The following is a 15,167-nucleotide window of genomic DNA, read 5'->3' on the forward strand; positions in this document are numbered from 1 at the left end:
AAGTTATGCGAATGAAAAATAATATTAAGCTGCTTGCATTGTGCAGCATGTTGTTGGGAACCACCTGTTTAAAAGCACAGGTGGACCCTCACTTCTCGCAATATTATGCATATCCTATGTGGCTGAATCCTGCTTTAACAGGTGCTATTGATGGCGATTACCGGGTAAGCGCCAATTATAGAAGCCAGTGGAATAATATTGCCAACCCTTTTTCAACTGTTGGATTATCTGCCGATTTTGTAACCAAGAAAAATCTGAATCTGGGCCTGAATATAATGAACCAGGCTGCAGGGGATGCAGGTTATAACTATCTTAATGCCTATGCCTCTGCAGCATATACCGGGATTAAGTTTGGGCCTAATGGATATCAACGTCTGGTAGTTGGTTTACAAGCCGGCTTATTGAGCAGGAGATTTGATCCTGCCAAATTCCAGTTTGCCGATCAGTGGAATCCTATTACAGGATACAATCCCAGTAATCCTACCAGTGAGGCCCTGAGCCGCAATTCTTCCAATGTGTTTGATGCGGGCGCAGGTGTGTTATATTTCGATTCTGATCCTAATAAAACTTTAAACACCTTTCTGGGAGTTTCTGCGTTTCACCTGACACGTCCGGAAGATCCTTTTGTATATGGTAAAAAGGAAACCTTGCCTATTCGTTATGCTATACATGGTGGTGTGAGATGGGTGTTGAGTGAAGCGCTTGTGGTTACACCCAATGCTTTGTATATGAGGCAAGGCAATTCGGAAGAGAAGATGGTGGGAGCGTATGCACAATTCAAGGCTAATACTTTCACTGATTTTTTAGTAGGCGGGTATTATCGCTTTCAGGATGCTGTAACTCCATTCATTGGGTTTCATTACGAACACATGATATTGGGTGTCAGCTATGATGCTAACGTGTCTAAACTAAAAAACCTGGCCCGCGCAAGCAATGCATTTGAATTGTCATTGTCCTTTACAGGAAGAAGAACAAGAGCTTTTCCCAGTGAGAATTTTATATGCCCCAGATTATAATTTTTTGCTTAGCTAAAGAAAGGCCTTGGATTAAAATAAGAATATGAAATATACTAACGCTCTATTCCTTAAAGTGAGCTTTTATACGATAATCCTGCTATTATGTTGCAATATTATCTCTGCTCAATACCTGTATGATTATAAAAGAACTGCAGATATGTTTTACGAGCGGGGGGATTATTATTCCGCCGCCCAGTATTATGCAAAGTTTCTGACCAGTAAAAATGCGAAGACTGCCCTGGGAAACTATCAACCTTATATGGTAAAGATTGCTGCCAAAGGAATGAAAAAAGAGGCGAACACTTATGAGAATGTAGTGTACCGCCTGGCTGAATCGTACCGGATGTATTTCGACTATTCCAATGCTGAAAAGTGGTATGGAGTGAGTACGCAGTTTGATTCGGCGAGTTTTCCACTGGCACATTACTGGTATGGTGTAAGCCTTCGTGCCAATACAAAGTATTCGGAAGCGCAAGGTGAGTTTAAACATTTTTTACAAGGTCGTACTTTGGAGGATGAGTATACCAACAGTGCAAAAAAAGAACTGGCCAATTGTAAGTTTATACAAGAACAGTTGTCCTTTGAAAAATTCAATGTGCAGGTAGACAAGATGAATAGTTTTATTAACCAGGGAGGAGCCACCTATGCCCCTGTTTGGATGGATAACAAAACTTTTGTGTTCACTTCTTCCAGGGGAGATAGTGCTGCTATTGCCTGGTCTAAAGGCACCAACCCATATTTCAACAATCTTTATCAGAGTTCTATCACTGATTCCGGTTATTCTTTGCCTGTAAAAGTGAAAGTGGATGTAAATAAGAGTTTGCAGCAAGGTGCTGCTGTTTTTACAGCTGATGGTCGCAGGATGTTCTTAACCCGTTGGGTTCAGGTAGAAGGAAAGAACAAAGGCGCTATTTATATGAGTGAGAAAAGTGGTCCTACCTGGTCAGATCCGGTGAAGCTGAATATTTCGGTGAATGTAGAGGGATACAGTTCTATACAGCCCTTTGTGACTATTGATGGAAAACATCTTGTTTTCGCTTCTGACCGTCCGGGTGGAGTGGGAAAATACGATTTATGGTATTCTGTGCTGGATGCCAATGGTATTCCTGGTCCTGCCAGTAATATGGGTACTTCTATTAATACTGTAGACGACGAGGAAGCTCCTTTTTATCATGCAGCCACTAATACACTGGTGTTTGCCAGTAATGGGAGGGTTGGAATGGGAGGATTCGATTTATATAGCTCCAAAGGGGATTTTGCTGGTTGGGCGGAAGTAAAAAACCTGGGATATCCTATTAATTCCACCAAGGATGATATCTATTTTTCAAGCCGCGGCAGAAAATACCTGTTTACAGATGCCAATTTCAGTAGTGACCGTAGTTCGGTTTGTTGCCTGGAGTTGTTTGAATTAAAGCGTAAGAGTTTATATGTAACCGGTAAGCTAGTGGATTGTGGAACTAATGAACCCATGGTGGGAGCCAGGGTGAATGTGGTGGATACTATTACTAATAAAATAGTGTATACACAGGATATTGATGCAACAGGCACCTATGGATTTGAAATTGAAGAATTTATGCCTTTGAAGGTGGTAGGAGAGAAAAAATATTATTTACCTAAGTCGTTACATTTTTATAAGCCCGGTGAGAGTGGTGCAGATACTTTAATGAACCCGGACCTTTGTCTGAAACATGAAGATACGGCCAAGCCTTATCCGGTAGGGCAGCCTGTGGTTATGAAGGATATTTATTATGATTTTGACAAAGCTACGCTGCGTCCGGAATCTTTCCCTATTCTGGATACCCTTGCTAAGGTAATGCGTATGTATCCTGATATGGTGGTTGAAATGAGTGCTCATACAGATAGTAAGGGGACTGAGAAGTACAACCTGAAATTGTCAGACGCCCGCGCCAGATCGTGCGTAGAGTACCTGATTAAAGTGGGTATTGAGACTATGCGCCTGCAAAGCAAGGGGTATGGCAAATGTTGCCCTATTGCGCCTAATACAACGCCAAGCGGAAAGGATAATCCTGACGGCCGGGCGCTTAACCGCAGAACAGAGTTAAAAGTGATTCATTATTAGTAAATTGGAATAAATAGTACTGCAAATCCTGTTGGTAACAGCAGGATTTGTATTTTTGAAACTTATTCGAAATGGTGGATAAAAAGTTAAACAGCGACCTAAATCAAAAAGAAATCCACATAGTTTTTAGATATTTATTTGGAAATTGATTCTGTTGCTGTTACCTTTGCCGTCCCAAAAATAAATGGTTTAGAATGCCTACAATACAGCAGTTAGTAAGAAAGGGCCGTGAAATAATCAGGGCAAAAAGCAAATCCCGCGCACTGGATGCATGTCCTCAACGTCGTGGCGTTTGTACAAGGGTTTACACTACTACCCCTAAAAAGCCAAACTCGGCTTTACGTAAAGTAGCTAAAGTACGTTTGACTAACAAGGTAGAAGTTATCGCCTATATCCCTGGTGAAGGTCACAACCTGCAAGAGCACTCTATCGTGTTGATTCGTGGTGGTCGTGTTAAGGATTTACCAGGTGTGCGTTATCACATCGTTCGTGGTAGCCTCGATACTGCCGGCGTGAAAGACCGTAAACAAAGCCGTTCTAAATACGGTACCAAGAAAGAGAAGCCTAAGAAATAGTCTTCGTTTTCTTAAGCGGGTAAGGTTATACAGACCTGCCTTGATAAACAGAATTTTGAAAAATTTAATGCAAGCAGACAATGCGGAAAGCACAAGCCAAGAAATTACCTTTAGCGCCCGATGGTCGTTTTAACGACAAACTGGTTACACGTTTTGTGAACAACTTAATGTGGGACGGTAAAAAAAGCGCAGCTATTAATATATTCTATACTGCCGTTGACAAGGTTAGCAAAATAACCGGTGAAGATGGTTATGAGATATGGAAAAAAGCTCTGAGCAATGTAACTCCTGGAGTAGAAGTACGTAGCCGTCGTATCGGTGGTGCTACTTTCCAGATTCCTACCGAAGTTCGCCCTGACCGTAAAATTTCTTTAAGCATGAAGTGGTTAATCCGCTACAGCCGTGAAAGAAATGGTCGTACAATGGCTGACAAACTGGCTAACGAAATCGTTGCAGCTAGTAAAGGTGAAGGAGCAGCGTTTAAAAAGAAAGAAGATACGCATCGTATGGCAGAAGCTAACAAAGCATTCTCCCACTTCCGTATCTAACAATATATTCACCTATATATTTTTGGAGAAGCGCCCTGATTATTCAGGGCGTTTTTGTTTTTTATGCGTTTGTGTTGCTAATTTGTAGGATAGATTATCCTGATTATGAAAGTTTTATTGGTAGAAGATGAGGTAAATGTGGCTTCGTTTATTCAACGTGGTCTTTCAGAGGCGGGTTATGAAGTAACCGTGGCTATGGATGGCATATTGGGATACTCCATTGCCAGTGAGCATGAGTTTGCTATTATTTTGCTGGATATTATGTTGCCAGGCATGAATGGCCTGGATATTTGCCGTAAACTTCGGGAGGCCAATGTGAATGCTCCCATTTTAATGTTAACTGCTTTAGGTAGTACTGAAAATGTGGTTACAGGTCTTGATAGTGGTGCGGATGACTACCTGGTAAAGCCTTTTAAGTTTGCCGAGCTACAGGCACGTATCCGTTCTCTTACCCGGCGTAATTTTTCTGCAATGGAAAAGCCGGATATTCTTTCTATCGATGATTTACAGGTAGATGCCAATGCCAAAACAGTGCAACGTGGTGGTAAAACCATTAGTTTAACAGCGACAGAATATCGTTTACTGGAATTTATGTTGAAGAACCAGCGCAAAGTATTATCCCGGATGGAGATACTGGAGCATGTTTGGGGAATTGATTTTAATATGGGCACCAACGTGGTGGATGTGTATGTGAACTATTTACGGAAGAAGCTGGATAAGGGCAATTCAAGTGCATTGATTCATACAGTTATAGGTATGGGCTATATTCTGAAGGAAACGCATAGCAATGAAAATTCAAACTAAAATCACTTTGCTGTTTACAGCCATCTCGGCTGCTATCCTGCTTTTTTTAAGTGGGTTTGTATACTTTTTTGCCAGCAGAAATGCGTTTGAAGATTTTTATAAGCGACTTGAGATACGGGCTATCGTTGCTGCCAAAGCGAAGTTAGGTGAGGATAAAACGCATGTTCAGGCTTATAATGAGATCCGGCGTGAACACCTGGAAGGGCTGCCTTTGGAAAAGGAATATTTTATAGCGATAAACAGGAGTACAGGCCGGCCGGATAGTATGAACCTGCCGGAGGTGCCGCATTCTTTTTTTTACCGTGTAATAAGGGAAAAGGAAGCCATGTATCGCCATGACGACCGGTTTTATCTGGGGTTACTGTATGAACAGCCTGGGGGAAGTCATATTGTAATTGTATCTGCTGTTAATGAATTTAGCAGAGGATATCTTGGCAACCTGAAGAAGGTAATGATTGTGGGATTTCTGGTGTCTGTAATTGTAATGCTGACAGTGGGTATTTTGTTTTCCCGGCAAATTTTGAAGCCGGTCAGGCGCATAACCCATCGTGTGAAGGATATCAGCAGTAACAACCTGCATTTGCGATTAGGAGAAACCGGGGGGAAAGATGAAATTGGAGAGCTGGTACATACTTTTAATAATATGCTTGACCGGCTGGAAACCTCCTTTGAATCGCAAAACAATTTTGTGAGCAACGCTTCTCATGAGCTAAGTACGCCGTTGACTGCTATCATTGGGGAGGCAGAACTGGCTTTAAGTAAAAAAAGGGAAGAAGAAGCCTATGTTCAATCACTTCGTATTGTGTTAAGTGAAGCGGAGCGTTTGCGCCATATCACCACTTCCCTGCTAAACCTGGCTCAGACGGGTTTTGATGGGAAGAAGCAGCACTGGGAAGTTTTGAGGGCAGATGAGCTTGTTTGGGCGGTGAAACAGTCGGTTGATAACATTAAGCCCTCTAATCATGTTTATTTTGATACCAGTCATTTGCCGGAGGAGGAGCGGAAGCTGACATTGAAGGGGAATATGCAGCTGCTGGTGCTGGCGTTGAGTAATGTGGTGTTAAACGCCTGTAAATATTCGGATAACAAGCCTGTTACAATAGGGGTGGCAGCCACTGATGAGCGTATTTTAATTATTGTAAGGGATATGGGAATTGGAATTCCTGAGAATGAACTGCCCTATATATTTGATCCGTTTTTCAGGGCTTCTAATGTGGGAAGCCACAAAGGATACGGTATCGGGTTGCCATTATCCCGTAATATACTTCGGATGCATGAGGGGGATATTGTAGTGAATTCCCGTGCAGGAGAAGGGTGTATTATTCATATCAGTTTGCCCATTCAGCAATAAAATTTAATTCTAATCTGGTTCTAATTTCTTTCTTATTCGCTCTTAATACCACTGTACTAACCTTGTGGTATTATGAAAAATATAGTAATTCCTACAGATTTTACTGTTCACTCCCTGGACATTATTGTGGCCACGGTAGAAAAGTATAAAGCTGAGCAATTGAATATTTTGCTGATGCATGGTTTAACTATGCCGGATTCATTGTCTGATTTACTATTGTTTGGCAGAAATAATGACAGGTATAAGCTGATTACCAAAGAATTTGAGAACGCCTGTATGATCATTAAAAACAGGTATGCTTCTGTTATTACCAACATTTCCATCCGGTTTATGCATGGAAATACCCGCCATGCTTTTCGAAATTTTTTGCATGCCAATACAATAGACCTGATTGTGTATCCCGCTGATTACGTGTTGCAAAAGGCATGTAACAACAGCATAGATATATCTGGTTTGCTTACATATGCCAAATGTGATATTGACCGGGTGGCGTTACAGCCACAACCAGGAGATGTGAAGCAGATTAGAATGGCTGATCTTCTGCTGGCAGTGAGTTAGCGCTTTTGCTTTTGTTACGAATGTTTGGTACAAAAGAAGGAGGAAATATGTTGTTAAAAGATAAAATACCCCTGGGATATGTGCTGGGAAAAGTAAAATACGAGCTGATGCTGGTGGTATTGTATGCCAGCATTGTGGCTTTGCTTTTCCGCACCTTTAATGTAAAAGATATCTCTATACCCATAGCCGTGCCTACTATTATGGGCACAGTAATTTCTCTGTTACTTGCATTTCGCTCGAACCAGGCGTATGACCGCTGGTGGGAGGCGCGAAACATCTGGGGGGCCATAGTAAATGATTCGCGCACGTTAACGCGCCAGGTGCTTTCTTTTGCTGCCGAAGGTGTTTACCAGGAGGAAGAATTTACGCATTTCAGAACGGCTTTTGTACGGCGGCAGATTGCCTGGACATACAGCCTGGGGCAGAGCTTACGCAAGTTGAATGGGACACAGGGACTGGATCGGCTGATTGGTAAAAGGGAATTGCAGCAGATAGCGCATTATGATAATAAGCCTAATGCCTTACTGGACATGCATGGCCGCGACATTGCGTATGCCTTGCAGAAAGGGTGGATTAACGCTTATCAGCACGTGGAACTGGACCGTACTTTAACGAGGTTGTGTGATAATATGGGGAAATGTGAGCGGATTAAGAATACTATTTTTCCGGTTACCTACAGTTTGTACCTGCATTTTACCATTATATTTTTTATCCTGCTGCTACCTTTTTCGGTGATTGACTTTTTTGGCTGGATGGAGGTGCCGCTGGTAACAGCTATTGCTGCCTCTTTTTTACTGATAGAGAAAATGGCTATTCAGTTACAGGATCCATTTGAAAATAAACCTACTGATACACCAATGACCACTATTTCCCGGACCATAGAAAAGGATTTGCGGCAGATGTTGAACGATCATGCGCAGTTTACGGAAACAGAGGTACAGCCTATTGCAAGCTTTTATGTGTTATAGGTTATTAATCAAGGGTTTTGATCATGTCTATAGTAGTTGCCCGGCAGATTCTTCTGCCGGGCTTTTTTTGTAATCACAATTTAATGCGCCTGATGCTTGTTAGTATACTAAAATCACTACCTTTGCGCCCTGAAAATCAGGTGGCAGAAGTGTGCCCGGTTTTTGATAACTTCTATTAAACTTTTATTTTTTTTATGGCGGACTTGAAATTTCAACGCAACTTCGGTATTGCCGCACACATTGATGCCGGTAAGACCACAACTACCGAGCGTATTTTGCGCTACACCGGTATGATTCACAAAATTGGTGAAGTGCACGATGGTGCAGCTACTACTGACTGGATGGAGCAAGAAAAGGAGAGAGGTATTACCATTACCTCTGCTGCTGTAAGCTGCCAATGGAACTTCCCTACTGTGAGAGGTACGGCAGATGCCAACACTAAAAAATACTCTTTTAACATTATCGATACTCCCGGTCACGTGGACTTTACCGTAGAGGTGGAACGTTCTATGCGTGTACTGGATGGTCTGATTGCATTGTTTTCTGCGGTTGATGGTGTTGAGCCACAGTCTGAAACAGTATGGCGTCAGGCAAACCGTTACCGTGTTCCACGTATCGGTTTCGTAAACAAAATGGACCGTTCCGGTGCCGATTTCTTGATGGTGGTTAACCAGGTAAAAGAAATGCTGGGTGCTAAAGCGGTTCCTTTACAGTTACCTATCGGTGCGGAAGATAATTTCACCGGTGTGGTTGACTTGATTAAGATGAAAGGTATCATCTGGCACATGGAAACTGAAGGTATGACCTTTGATGAAATTGATGTGCCTGCTGATATGGTTGAAGAAGCAAACGAATGGAGAGCCAACCTGGTAGAAGCCGTTGCTGAATACGACGATACCCTGATGGAAAAATTCTTTGAAGATCCTAACAGCATCACTGAGGAAGAAATGCACGAGGCTATCCGTAAGGCTACCATCGACCTGAGCATTGTTCCTATGATGTGTGGTTCTTCTTTCAAGAACAAAGGTGTACAAACTGCGTTAGATGCTGTTTGCCGTTACCTGCCTTCTCCTGTTGATATTGAAGACACCGTAGGTACAGATCCTGATTCTGGTGAAACTATCACCCGTAAGGCTGATCCTAAGGCGCCATTCTCTGCCCTGGCATTCAAAATCATGACTGATCCTTTCGTAGGTCGTCTGGCGTTCTTCCGGTGCTATAGCGGTCACCTGGATGCTGGTTCTTATGTATTGAACGTAAGAAGCGGTAAAAAAGAGCGTATCAGCCGTATCATGAAGATGTTTGCTAACAAGCAAAACCCCATCGACTTTATCGAAGCTGGTGATATTGGTGCAGCGGTAGGTTTCAAAGAAATCAAAACCGGTGATACCCTGTGTGATGAAAACCATCCAATTACCCTGGAAAACATGTTCATTCCTGAACCGGTAATCGCTATCGCGGTTGAACCTAAAACTCAGGCTGACGTGGACAAAATGGGTATGGCTATCGCTAAACTGGTAGAAGAAGATCCTACCTTACGCGTAAACACAGATGAAGATACCGGTCAAACTATCCTGCGTGGTATGGGTGAATTACACCTGGAAATCATCATCGACCGTATGCGTCGTGAGTTTAAGGTGGAAGTTAACCAGGGTGCTCCTCAGGTTGCTTACAAAGAATCATTCGGTACTACCGTTGAACACCGTGAAGTGCTGAAGAAGCAGTCTGGTGGTCGTGGTAAATTCGCTGACATTCAATTCTCTATCGGCCCTGCTGATGAAGAGTGGATGAAAGAGAACGAAGGAAAGAGCTTCCAGTTTGTGAACGATATCTTTGGTGGTTCTATCCCTAAAGAATTCATTCCTGCTATTCTGAAAGGCTTTGAAACTTCTATGACTACAGGTGTACTGGCTGGTTTCCCTGTAAACAACATGAAGATCAGAGTATTTGATGGTAGCTACCATGATGTGGATTCTGACTCTATGAGCTTTGAATTGTGCGCTAAAGCTGGTTTCCGTGAAGCTGGCCGTAAAGCAAAACCAACGCTTTTAGAGCCTATTATGAAGGTGGAAGTGTTAACGCCAGACCAGTACATGGGTGACGTTACAGGTGACTTAAACCGCCGTCGTGGTATGCTGGAAGGTATGGATAGCCGTGCCAACCTGCAGGTTATTAAGGCTAAAGTGCCATTGAGCGAAATGTTTGGTTATGTAACTCAACTGCGTTCTCTGTCTTCCGGCCGTGCAACTTCTACCATGGAGTTCAGTCATTACAACCCTGCTCCTAACAACGTAGCTGAGGAAGTAATTGCAAAATCTAAAGGAAAAGTGAAAATTGAAGACTAATTACAGTCTGAAAATAACAGTGGTTGAAAGGTGAGCAATCCCTTTTAACCACCATAAAAAAGGCCCGACTTAATAACAAGTTGGGCCTTTTTGTGGATAAATATGGCCTTTTTAGGAAATTTTAAGAAAATAATCCTCAAAAGGTTTGTGTAATTGAAAGCGGGTGCATACCTTTGCGCTCCCAATTAGAAATTTTGGGTTTAGGCTATGTCGCAAAGAATCAGAATCAAATTACAGTCGTACGACCACAACCTGGTAGACAAATCTGCCGAGAAAATCGTTAAAACCGTTCGTAGCACAGGAGCAGTAGTTACTGGTCCTATTCCTTTGCCTACTCACAAAAGAATATTTACGGTTTTACGTTCTCCACACGTGAACAAGAAAAGTCGTGAGCAATTCCAACTGTGTACGCACAAGCGTTTACTGGATATCTATACTTCTTCTTCAAGAACTGTAGATGCTTTAAGTAAACTGGATCTGCCATCTGGCGTTGAAGTAGAGATTAAAGCCTGATGATTTACCTGGCGTACTACTGTAAGCAGTATGCGACAGGTAAATTCAGCCTACGTTCTTATAAATAGATTATCTCTCAATTCTGCAAAAGTGCAGAAGAAAAGAGCTCTGACATATATCATTGCTTTGAAGCCTATTGGCAGAAAAGCTTAACTATTAGAAATATAAACAAGCCCTTCGAGGTTTGTTTACCATCAGTACTTCTACCGGTTAACCTACTGGTTACCGAACAACGGAAAAGGTTGATGGCAAACAAAGGATTGAATTCTTTGAATCCGCTCTGGGATGAGAGCGGCAAATGATAAGAATGTCCTCATGACCTTGCGGGGCGTAAACCGCAACAGAATGAAAGGTATTATCGGAAAAAAAATTGGGATGACCAGCATCTTCAGTCCCGATGGTAAGCAGACTGCCTGCACCATCATTGAAGCTGGTCCCTGTGTTGTAACCCAAGTGAAGTCTCAAGACACAGATGGTTACAAAGCATTACAGTTAGCATTTGGCGACAAGAAAGAAAAGCATGCTACAAAGGGCGACATTAATCACTTCGCAAAAGCCCAAACTGCTCCTAAGCGATTCGTAAAAGAATTCCGCGACTATTCTCTGGATAAAAATTTAGGTGAAACGGTTACCGTTGACATCTTTACTGAAGGTGAAGATGTGGAAGTAGTTGGTACTTCAAAAGGTAAAGGTTTTCAGGGTGTTGTAAAGCGCCATGGTTTTAGCGGTGTTGGTGAGCAATCACACGGCCAGCATGACCGTCAGCGTGCACCAGGTTCTGTTGGTGGTTCTTCTTATCCTTCACGCGTATTTAAGGGTATGAGAATGGCCGGCCGTATGGGTGGCGACAGAGTGAAAGTTAAAGGCCTGAAAGTGGTTAAAATTTTCCCTGAGAAAAATTACATTCTTGTAACTGGTTCTGTACCAGGCCACAACGGTTCCATCGTTTTAATCCAGAAATAAATTTTAACCTGAAGTACGATGCAAGTAGAAGTTTTAAATACAAAAGGACAAAAAACTGGCAGATCAATTGAGTTGCCGGACGATATATTTGGTACTGAGCCTAACGACCACGTAATTTACCTGGCTGTTAAACAATATCTTGCTGCTCAACGCCAAGGTACACACAAAGTAAAAACCCGCGCTGAAGTTCATGGTGCAAGCCGTAAACTGCACCGTCAAAAAGGTACAGGTGGTTCTCGTAAAGGTAACATCCGTAACCCTTTATACAAAGGTGGTGGTACCATCTTCGGACCTAAGCCGCATGGTTATGGCTTTAAATTGAACAAGAAAGTTAAAGACCTGGCTAAGATCTCTGCTTTATCTTATAAAGCAAAAGAAAACGCTATCGTAATTGTTGAAGAAATGACCTTCGACACTCCTAAAACCAAGCAGTTTGCTGAAGTTTTAAAGAACCTGAACGTAGCTGGCAAGAAGAGCCTGTTTGTTCTGGACGAGTACAACGATAACCTGTATCTGAGCTTACGCAACATTTCTTCTGTAGGAAGCACTTTGTTAACTGATATCAATACTTATGATATTGTTAACTCTGATGTCCTGATCTTAACTGAAAATGCTGCTAAAGTATTTACAGAGATAGAAGATAGCGTTGAAGCATAGAATTTTTCAAATTCTCAAATTGAGATAAAATGAATCTGACCGAAGTTTTAGTAAAACCGATCCTGACAGAAAAAGCAAACAACCAGCAAGAGAAGCTGAGAAGATATGCTTTCAGAGTAAACCGCAAGGCTAACAAGCTGGAAATAAAATCAGCTGTTGAAGCTTTTTATGGTGTATCTGTTGTGGATGTTAATACCATAGTAGTACCTGGTAAAAATAAAACCCGCTATACAAAAGCTGGTTTCATTAAAGGTGTTAAACCTGCCTATAAAAAGGCATATGTAACAGTAGCAGAAGGCGAAACCATCGACCTGTACGCTAATATTTAAGAGTATGGCTGTCAAACGCCGCTAAGTATTGACTTTAAAAGAATTGTAAAATGGCACTGAAGAAGTACAAACCAATGACCGCAGGTACCCGATGGAGAATCGGTAATGCTTACGCTGAGATTACTACCAACAAACCTGAGAAAAGTTTGCTGGAGCCAATCAGCAGCACTGGTGGTCGTAACGCACAAGGTCGTCGTGCAATGCGTTACATTGGTGGTGGTAACAAAAAACACTACCGTATCATTGATTTCAAGCGTAACAAAAGAGACATCACTGCTAAAGTGGTTTCTATTGAATACGATCCAAACCGTACCGCTTTCATCGCTCTGTTAGAATATACAGATGGTGAAAAAAGATACATCATTGCTCCACAAGGTTTACAGGTTGGTGCAGCCGTAGTAGCCGGTGATGCAGTTGCTCCCGAAATTGGTAACGCTTTGATGATGAAGAATATGCCTTTAGGTACTATGATTCACAACATTGAGCTGCAGCCTGGTCAGGGTGGCAAAATGGCTAGAAGCGCAGGTTCTTCTGCACAGCTGGCCAACAAAGAAGAAAAGTACGCTGTATTGAAAATGCCTTCTGGCGAATTACGCAAAGTGTTGATTAATTGTTACGCTACTGTAGGTGTAGTAAGTAATGGTGACCACAACCTGGAAACTGCTGGTAAAGCAGGTGTAAACCGTTGGAAAGGTATCCGTCCCCGCACTCGTGGTGTAGCGATGAACCCAGTAGATCACCCAATGGGTGGTGGTGAAGGCCGCGCTTCTGGTGGACATCCAAGAAGCAGAACCGGTAAATACGCTAAAGGCGAGAAAACTCGTACTCGTGGTAAAGGTTCTGATAAGATGATTATCCAGAGAAGAAACGGTAAAAAATTAAGTAAATAATTTATTCTTGTTAAAATGGTTCCTGTAAAAGGGAACAAATAAACAACAAAGTATACTATGGCTCGTTCGATTAAAAAAGGTCCTTACGTAGATGCAAAGCTGGAAGGTAAAGTTCTGGCGATTAACGAAGGAAAAGGCAAGAGAGGCGTTCTGAAAACATGGAGTCGCCGTTCTACTATCACTCCTGACTTCGTAGGTCACACTTTCGCTGTGCATAACGGTAATAAGTTTATACCGGTTTACGTAACAGAATTTATGGTAGGTCACAAATTAGGTGAATTTGCTCCTACCAGAAACTTTAAAGGACATGCCGGTACCAAGAAATAGTAGCCGGTTTTAAGAACACAATTAACTTAATAAGATGGAAGCAGTAGCTAAACTCAATAATTACCCTACAGGACCACGCAAAATGCGCCTGCTCGCGGATGTTATCCGTGGTATGCAAGTGGAAAAAGCGCTGGCGATCCTGGAGCACCACCCTCAGCACAACGCCGTTCCTTTGGCTAAGCTGCTGAAGAGTGCTATCAGCAACTGGGAGCAAAAAAACAATGGTCAAAGTGCCGCTGACGCGAGCCTGGTGGTAAAAACTGTTTTTGTTGACGGTGGCCGTGTTTTAAAACGGATGCGCCCTGCACCACAAGGACGTGGTTACAGAGTTCGTAAACGCAGCAATCACGTAACTATCATTGTTGATTCAAATAATTAATAACTCCTATTAATCCATTATATGGGTCAGAAAGCAAATCCAATTGGTAACAGGTTAGGCATCATCCGCGGATGGGAAAGTAACTGGTACGGCAGCAAGAAAGACTATGCTACCAAATTGATCGAGGATAACAAAATCAGAACATACCTTACAGCTCGTATCAGCAAAGGCGGTATCGCTAAAATTGTTATTGAGCGTACACTGGGTAAACTGATTGTAACTATACATACTTCTAAGCCTGGTATCATCATCGGTAAAGGTGGTAACGAAGTTGACCGCATCAAGGAAGAACTGAAAAAGTTAACCGGTAAAGATGACGTTCAGATCAACATCCTTGAAATCCGTCGTCCTGAGTTAGACGCTAACATCGTTGGTGACACTATCGCAAGACAAATCGAGAACCGTATTAACTTCAAACGTGCTACTAAAATGGCGATAGCTTCTACTCTGAGAATGGGTGCTGAAGGTATCAAAGTTAAACTGAGCGGCCGTTTAGGTGGCGCTGAGATTGCACGTAGCGAAGAGTTTAAACAAGGTCGTGTTCCATTACATACTTTCCGTATGGATATTGATTACGCGAACGTTTTTGCTCAAACTGTATACGGTAAAATCGGTATCAAAGTATGGATCTGTAAAGGTGAAGTATTAGGTAAACGCGAACTGAATCCGAACTTCGTAAGCGGCAAAGAAGGCCTGAACGACAGAAGAGAAAGAGGTGGTGACGACAGAAGAGGTGGTGATAGAAGAGATGACAGAAGAGGCGGCCAAGGTGGTGAAAGAAGAGGTGGCGGCGAAAGAAGGGAAAGAAGAAATTAACCCCCTTGCTCCCCCACTAAGGCGGGGGAGCTTCAGGAAAAACTATAC

Annotated in this window: 17 protein-coding genes; all 17 read left to right on the top strand. The window is 42.4% G+C overall.

What is annotated here, in order from left to right; translation table 11 throughout:
* Positions 1–5: 5 nt before the first annotated feature.
* The 17 genes from FLA_RS00600 (at position 6) to rpsC (ending at position 15,119) form a co-directional block, all read left to right on the top strand.
* Positions 6–1,016 (top strand): PorP/SprF family type IX secretion system membrane protein, encoded by a 1,011-nt coding sequence (locus tag FLA_RS00600; RefSeq protein ID WP_076379477.1) that lies wholly within the window; start codon positions 6–8, stop codon positions 1,014–1,016.
* A 43-nt stretch (positions 1,017–1,059) separates the two neighbouring features.
* The gene (locus FLA_RS00605; RefSeq protein WP_076379476.1) at positions 1,060–3,096 is read left to right on the top strand and encodes an OmpA family protein; all 2,037 of its coding nucleotides are present in this window, start codon (positions 1,060–1,062) and stop codon (positions 3,094–3,096) included.
* A 194-nt stretch (positions 3,097–3,290) separates the two neighbouring features.
* Positions 3,291–3,671, top strand: a complete 381-nt coding sequence (rpsL, locus tag FLA_RS00610; protein ID WP_076379475.1) for a 30S ribosomal protein S12 — start codon at positions 3,291–3,293, stop codon at positions 3,669–3,671.
* Positions 3,672–3,751: 80 nt separating this feature from the next.
* Complete coding sequence (rpsG, locus tag FLA_RS00615; RefSeq protein WP_076379474.1) at positions 3,752–4,219, top strand: 30S ribosomal protein S7; 468 nt, start codon at positions 3,752–3,754, stop codon at positions 4,217–4,219.
* Positions 4,220–4,324: 105 nt separating this feature from the next.
* Positions 4,325–5,023 (top strand): response regulator transcription factor, encoded by a 699-nt coding sequence (locus tag FLA_RS00620; RefSeq protein ID WP_076379473.1) that lies wholly within the window; start codon positions 4,325–4,327, stop codon positions 5,021–5,023.
* Positions 5,007–6,374 carry a HAMP domain-containing sensor histidine kinase gene (locus FLA_RS00625; RefSeq protein ID WP_076379472.1) on the top strand — a complete coding sequence of 456 codons (1,368 nt, stop codon included), beginning with the start codon at positions 5,007–5,009 and terminating at the stop codon, positions 6,372–6,374. Before FLA_RS00620 ends, FLA_RS00625 begins: the two co-directional genes overlap by 17 nt.
* Before the next feature lie 72 nt (positions 6,375–6,446).
* The gene (locus FLA_RS00630; protein WP_076379471.1) at positions 6,447–6,932 is read left to right on the top strand and encodes a hypothetical protein; all 486 of its coding nucleotides are present in this window, start codon (positions 6,447–6,449) and stop codon (positions 6,930–6,932) included.
* A gap of 47 nt (positions 6,933–6,979) precedes the next feature.
* Entirely contained in the window at positions 6,980–7,900 is a 921-nt protein-coding gene (locus FLA_RS00635) for a bestrophin family protein (RefSeq protein ID WP_076379813.1), read from the top strand.
* A 194-nt stretch (positions 7,901–8,094) separates the two neighbouring features.
* On the top strand, positions 8,095–10,245 hold the full coding sequence (gene fusA, locus FLA_RS00640) for an elongation factor G (protein WP_076379470.1): 2,151 nt from the start codon (positions 8,095–8,097) through the stop codon (positions 10,243–10,245).
* 207 nt (positions 10,246–10,452) lie between these two features.
* On the top strand, positions 10,453–10,758 hold the full coding sequence (gene rpsJ, locus FLA_RS00645) for a 30S ribosomal protein S10 (RefSeq protein WP_068242832.1): 306 nt from the start codon (positions 10,453–10,455) through the stop codon (positions 10,756–10,758).
* A 345-nt stretch (positions 10,759–11,103) separates the two neighbouring features.
* Positions 11,104–11,721 carry a 50S ribosomal protein L3 gene (rplC, locus tag FLA_RS00650; RefSeq protein ID WP_076379469.1) on the top strand — a complete coding sequence of 206 codons (618 nt, stop codon included), beginning with the start codon at positions 11,104–11,106 and terminating at the stop codon, positions 11,719–11,721.
* 18 nt (positions 11,722–11,739) lie between these two features.
* On the top strand, positions 11,740–12,378 hold the full coding sequence (rplD, locus tag FLA_RS00655; protein WP_076379468.1) for a 50S ribosomal protein L4: 639 nt from the start codon (positions 11,740–11,742) through the stop codon (positions 12,376–12,378).
* Positions 12,379–12,407: 29 nt separating this feature from the next.
* On the top strand, positions 12,408–12,707 hold the full coding sequence (gene rplW, locus FLA_RS00660) for a 50S ribosomal protein L23 (RefSeq protein ID WP_076379467.1): 300 nt from the start codon (positions 12,408–12,410) through the stop codon (positions 12,705–12,707).
* 50 nt (positions 12,708–12,757) lie between these two features.
* Entirely contained in the window at positions 12,758–13,597 is an 840-nt protein-coding gene (gene rplB, locus FLA_RS00665; RefSeq protein WP_076379466.1) for a 50S ribosomal protein L2, read from the top strand.
* A 57-nt stretch (positions 13,598–13,654) separates the two neighbouring features.
* The gene (gene rpsS, locus FLA_RS00670) at positions 13,655–13,924 is read left to right on the top strand and encodes a 30S ribosomal protein S19 (protein ID WP_076379465.1); all 270 of its coding nucleotides are present in this window, start codon (positions 13,655–13,657) and stop codon (positions 13,922–13,924) included.
* A 34-nt stretch (positions 13,925–13,958) separates the two neighbouring features.
* Positions 13,959–14,303: a 50S ribosomal protein L22 gene (gene rplV, locus FLA_RS00675; RefSeq protein ID WP_076379464.1), complete on the top strand. Its 345-nt coding sequence runs from the start codon at positions 13,959–13,961 to the stop codon at positions 14,301–14,303.
* Between the two features lie 21 nt (positions 14,304–14,324).
* The gene (rpsC, locus tag FLA_RS00680; RefSeq protein WP_076379463.1) at positions 14,325–15,119 is read left to right on the top strand and encodes a 30S ribosomal protein S3; all 795 of its coding nucleotides are present in this window, start codon (positions 14,325–14,327) and stop codon (positions 15,117–15,119) included.
* Positions 15,120–15,167: the final 48 nt, after the last annotated feature.

Source organism: Filimonas lacunae, from assembly GCF_002355595.1.
In the GTDB taxonomy this organism is placed as follows: Bacteria; Bacteroidota; Bacteroidia; order Chitinophagales; family Chitinophagaceae; genus Filimonas; species Filimonas lacunae.

Coding starts and splice junctions, on each gene's coding strand:
- FLA_RS00600 (WP_076379477.1), top strand. CDS start 6: ATGCGAATGAAAAATAATATTAAGCTGCTTGCATTGTGCAGCATGTTG.
- FLA_RS00605 (WP_076379476.1), top strand. CDS start 1,060: ATGAAATATACTAACGCTCTATTCCTTAAAGTGAGCTTTTATACGATA.
- rpsL (WP_076379475.1), top strand. CDS start 3,291: ATGCCTACAATACAGCAGTTAGTAAGAAAGGGCCGTGAAATAATCAGG.
- rpsG (WP_076379474.1), top strand. CDS start 3,752: ATGCGGAAAGCACAAGCCAAGAAATTACCTTTAGCGCCCGATGGTCGT.
- FLA_RS00620 (WP_076379473.1), top strand. CDS start 4,325: ATGAAAGTTTTATTGGTAGAAGATGAGGTAAATGTGGCTTCGTTTATT.
- FLA_RS00625 (WP_076379472.1), top strand. CDS start 5,007: ATGAAAATTCAAACTAAAATCACTTTGCTGTTTACAGCCATCTCGGCT.
- FLA_RS00630 (WP_076379471.1), top strand. CDS start 6,447: ATGAAAAATATAGTAATTCCTACAGATTTTACTGTTCACTCCCTGGAC.
- FLA_RS00635 (WP_076379813.1), top strand. CDS start 6,980: ATGTTGTTAAAAGATAAAATACCCCTGGGATATGTGCTGGGAAAAGTA.
- fusA (WP_076379470.1), top strand. CDS start 8,095: ATGGCGGACTTGAAATTTCAACGCAACTTCGGTATTGCCGCACACATT.
- rpsJ (WP_068242832.1), top strand. CDS start 10,453: ATGTCGCAAAGAATCAGAATCAAATTACAGTCGTACGACCACAACCTG.
- rplC (WP_076379469.1), top strand. CDS start 11,104: ATGAAAGGTATTATCGGAAAAAAAATTGGGATGACCAGCATCTTCAGT.
- rplD (WP_076379468.1), top strand. CDS start 11,740: ATGCAAGTAGAAGTTTTAAATACAAAAGGACAAAAAACTGGCAGATCA.
- rplW (WP_076379467.1), top strand. CDS start 12,408: ATGAATCTGACCGAAGTTTTAGTAAAACCGATCCTGACAGAAAAAGCA.
- rplB (WP_076379466.1), top strand. CDS start 12,758: ATGGCACTGAAGAAGTACAAACCAATGACCGCAGGTACCCGATGGAGA.
- rpsS (WP_076379465.1), top strand. CDS start 13,655: ATGGCTCGTTCGATTAAAAAAGGTCCTTACGTAGATGCAAAGCTGGAA.
- rplV (WP_076379464.1), top strand. CDS start 13,959: ATGGAAGCAGTAGCTAAACTCAATAATTACCCTACAGGACCACGCAAA.
- rpsC (WP_076379463.1), top strand. CDS start 14,325: ATGGGTCAGAAAGCAAATCCAATTGGTAACAGGTTAGGCATCATCCGC.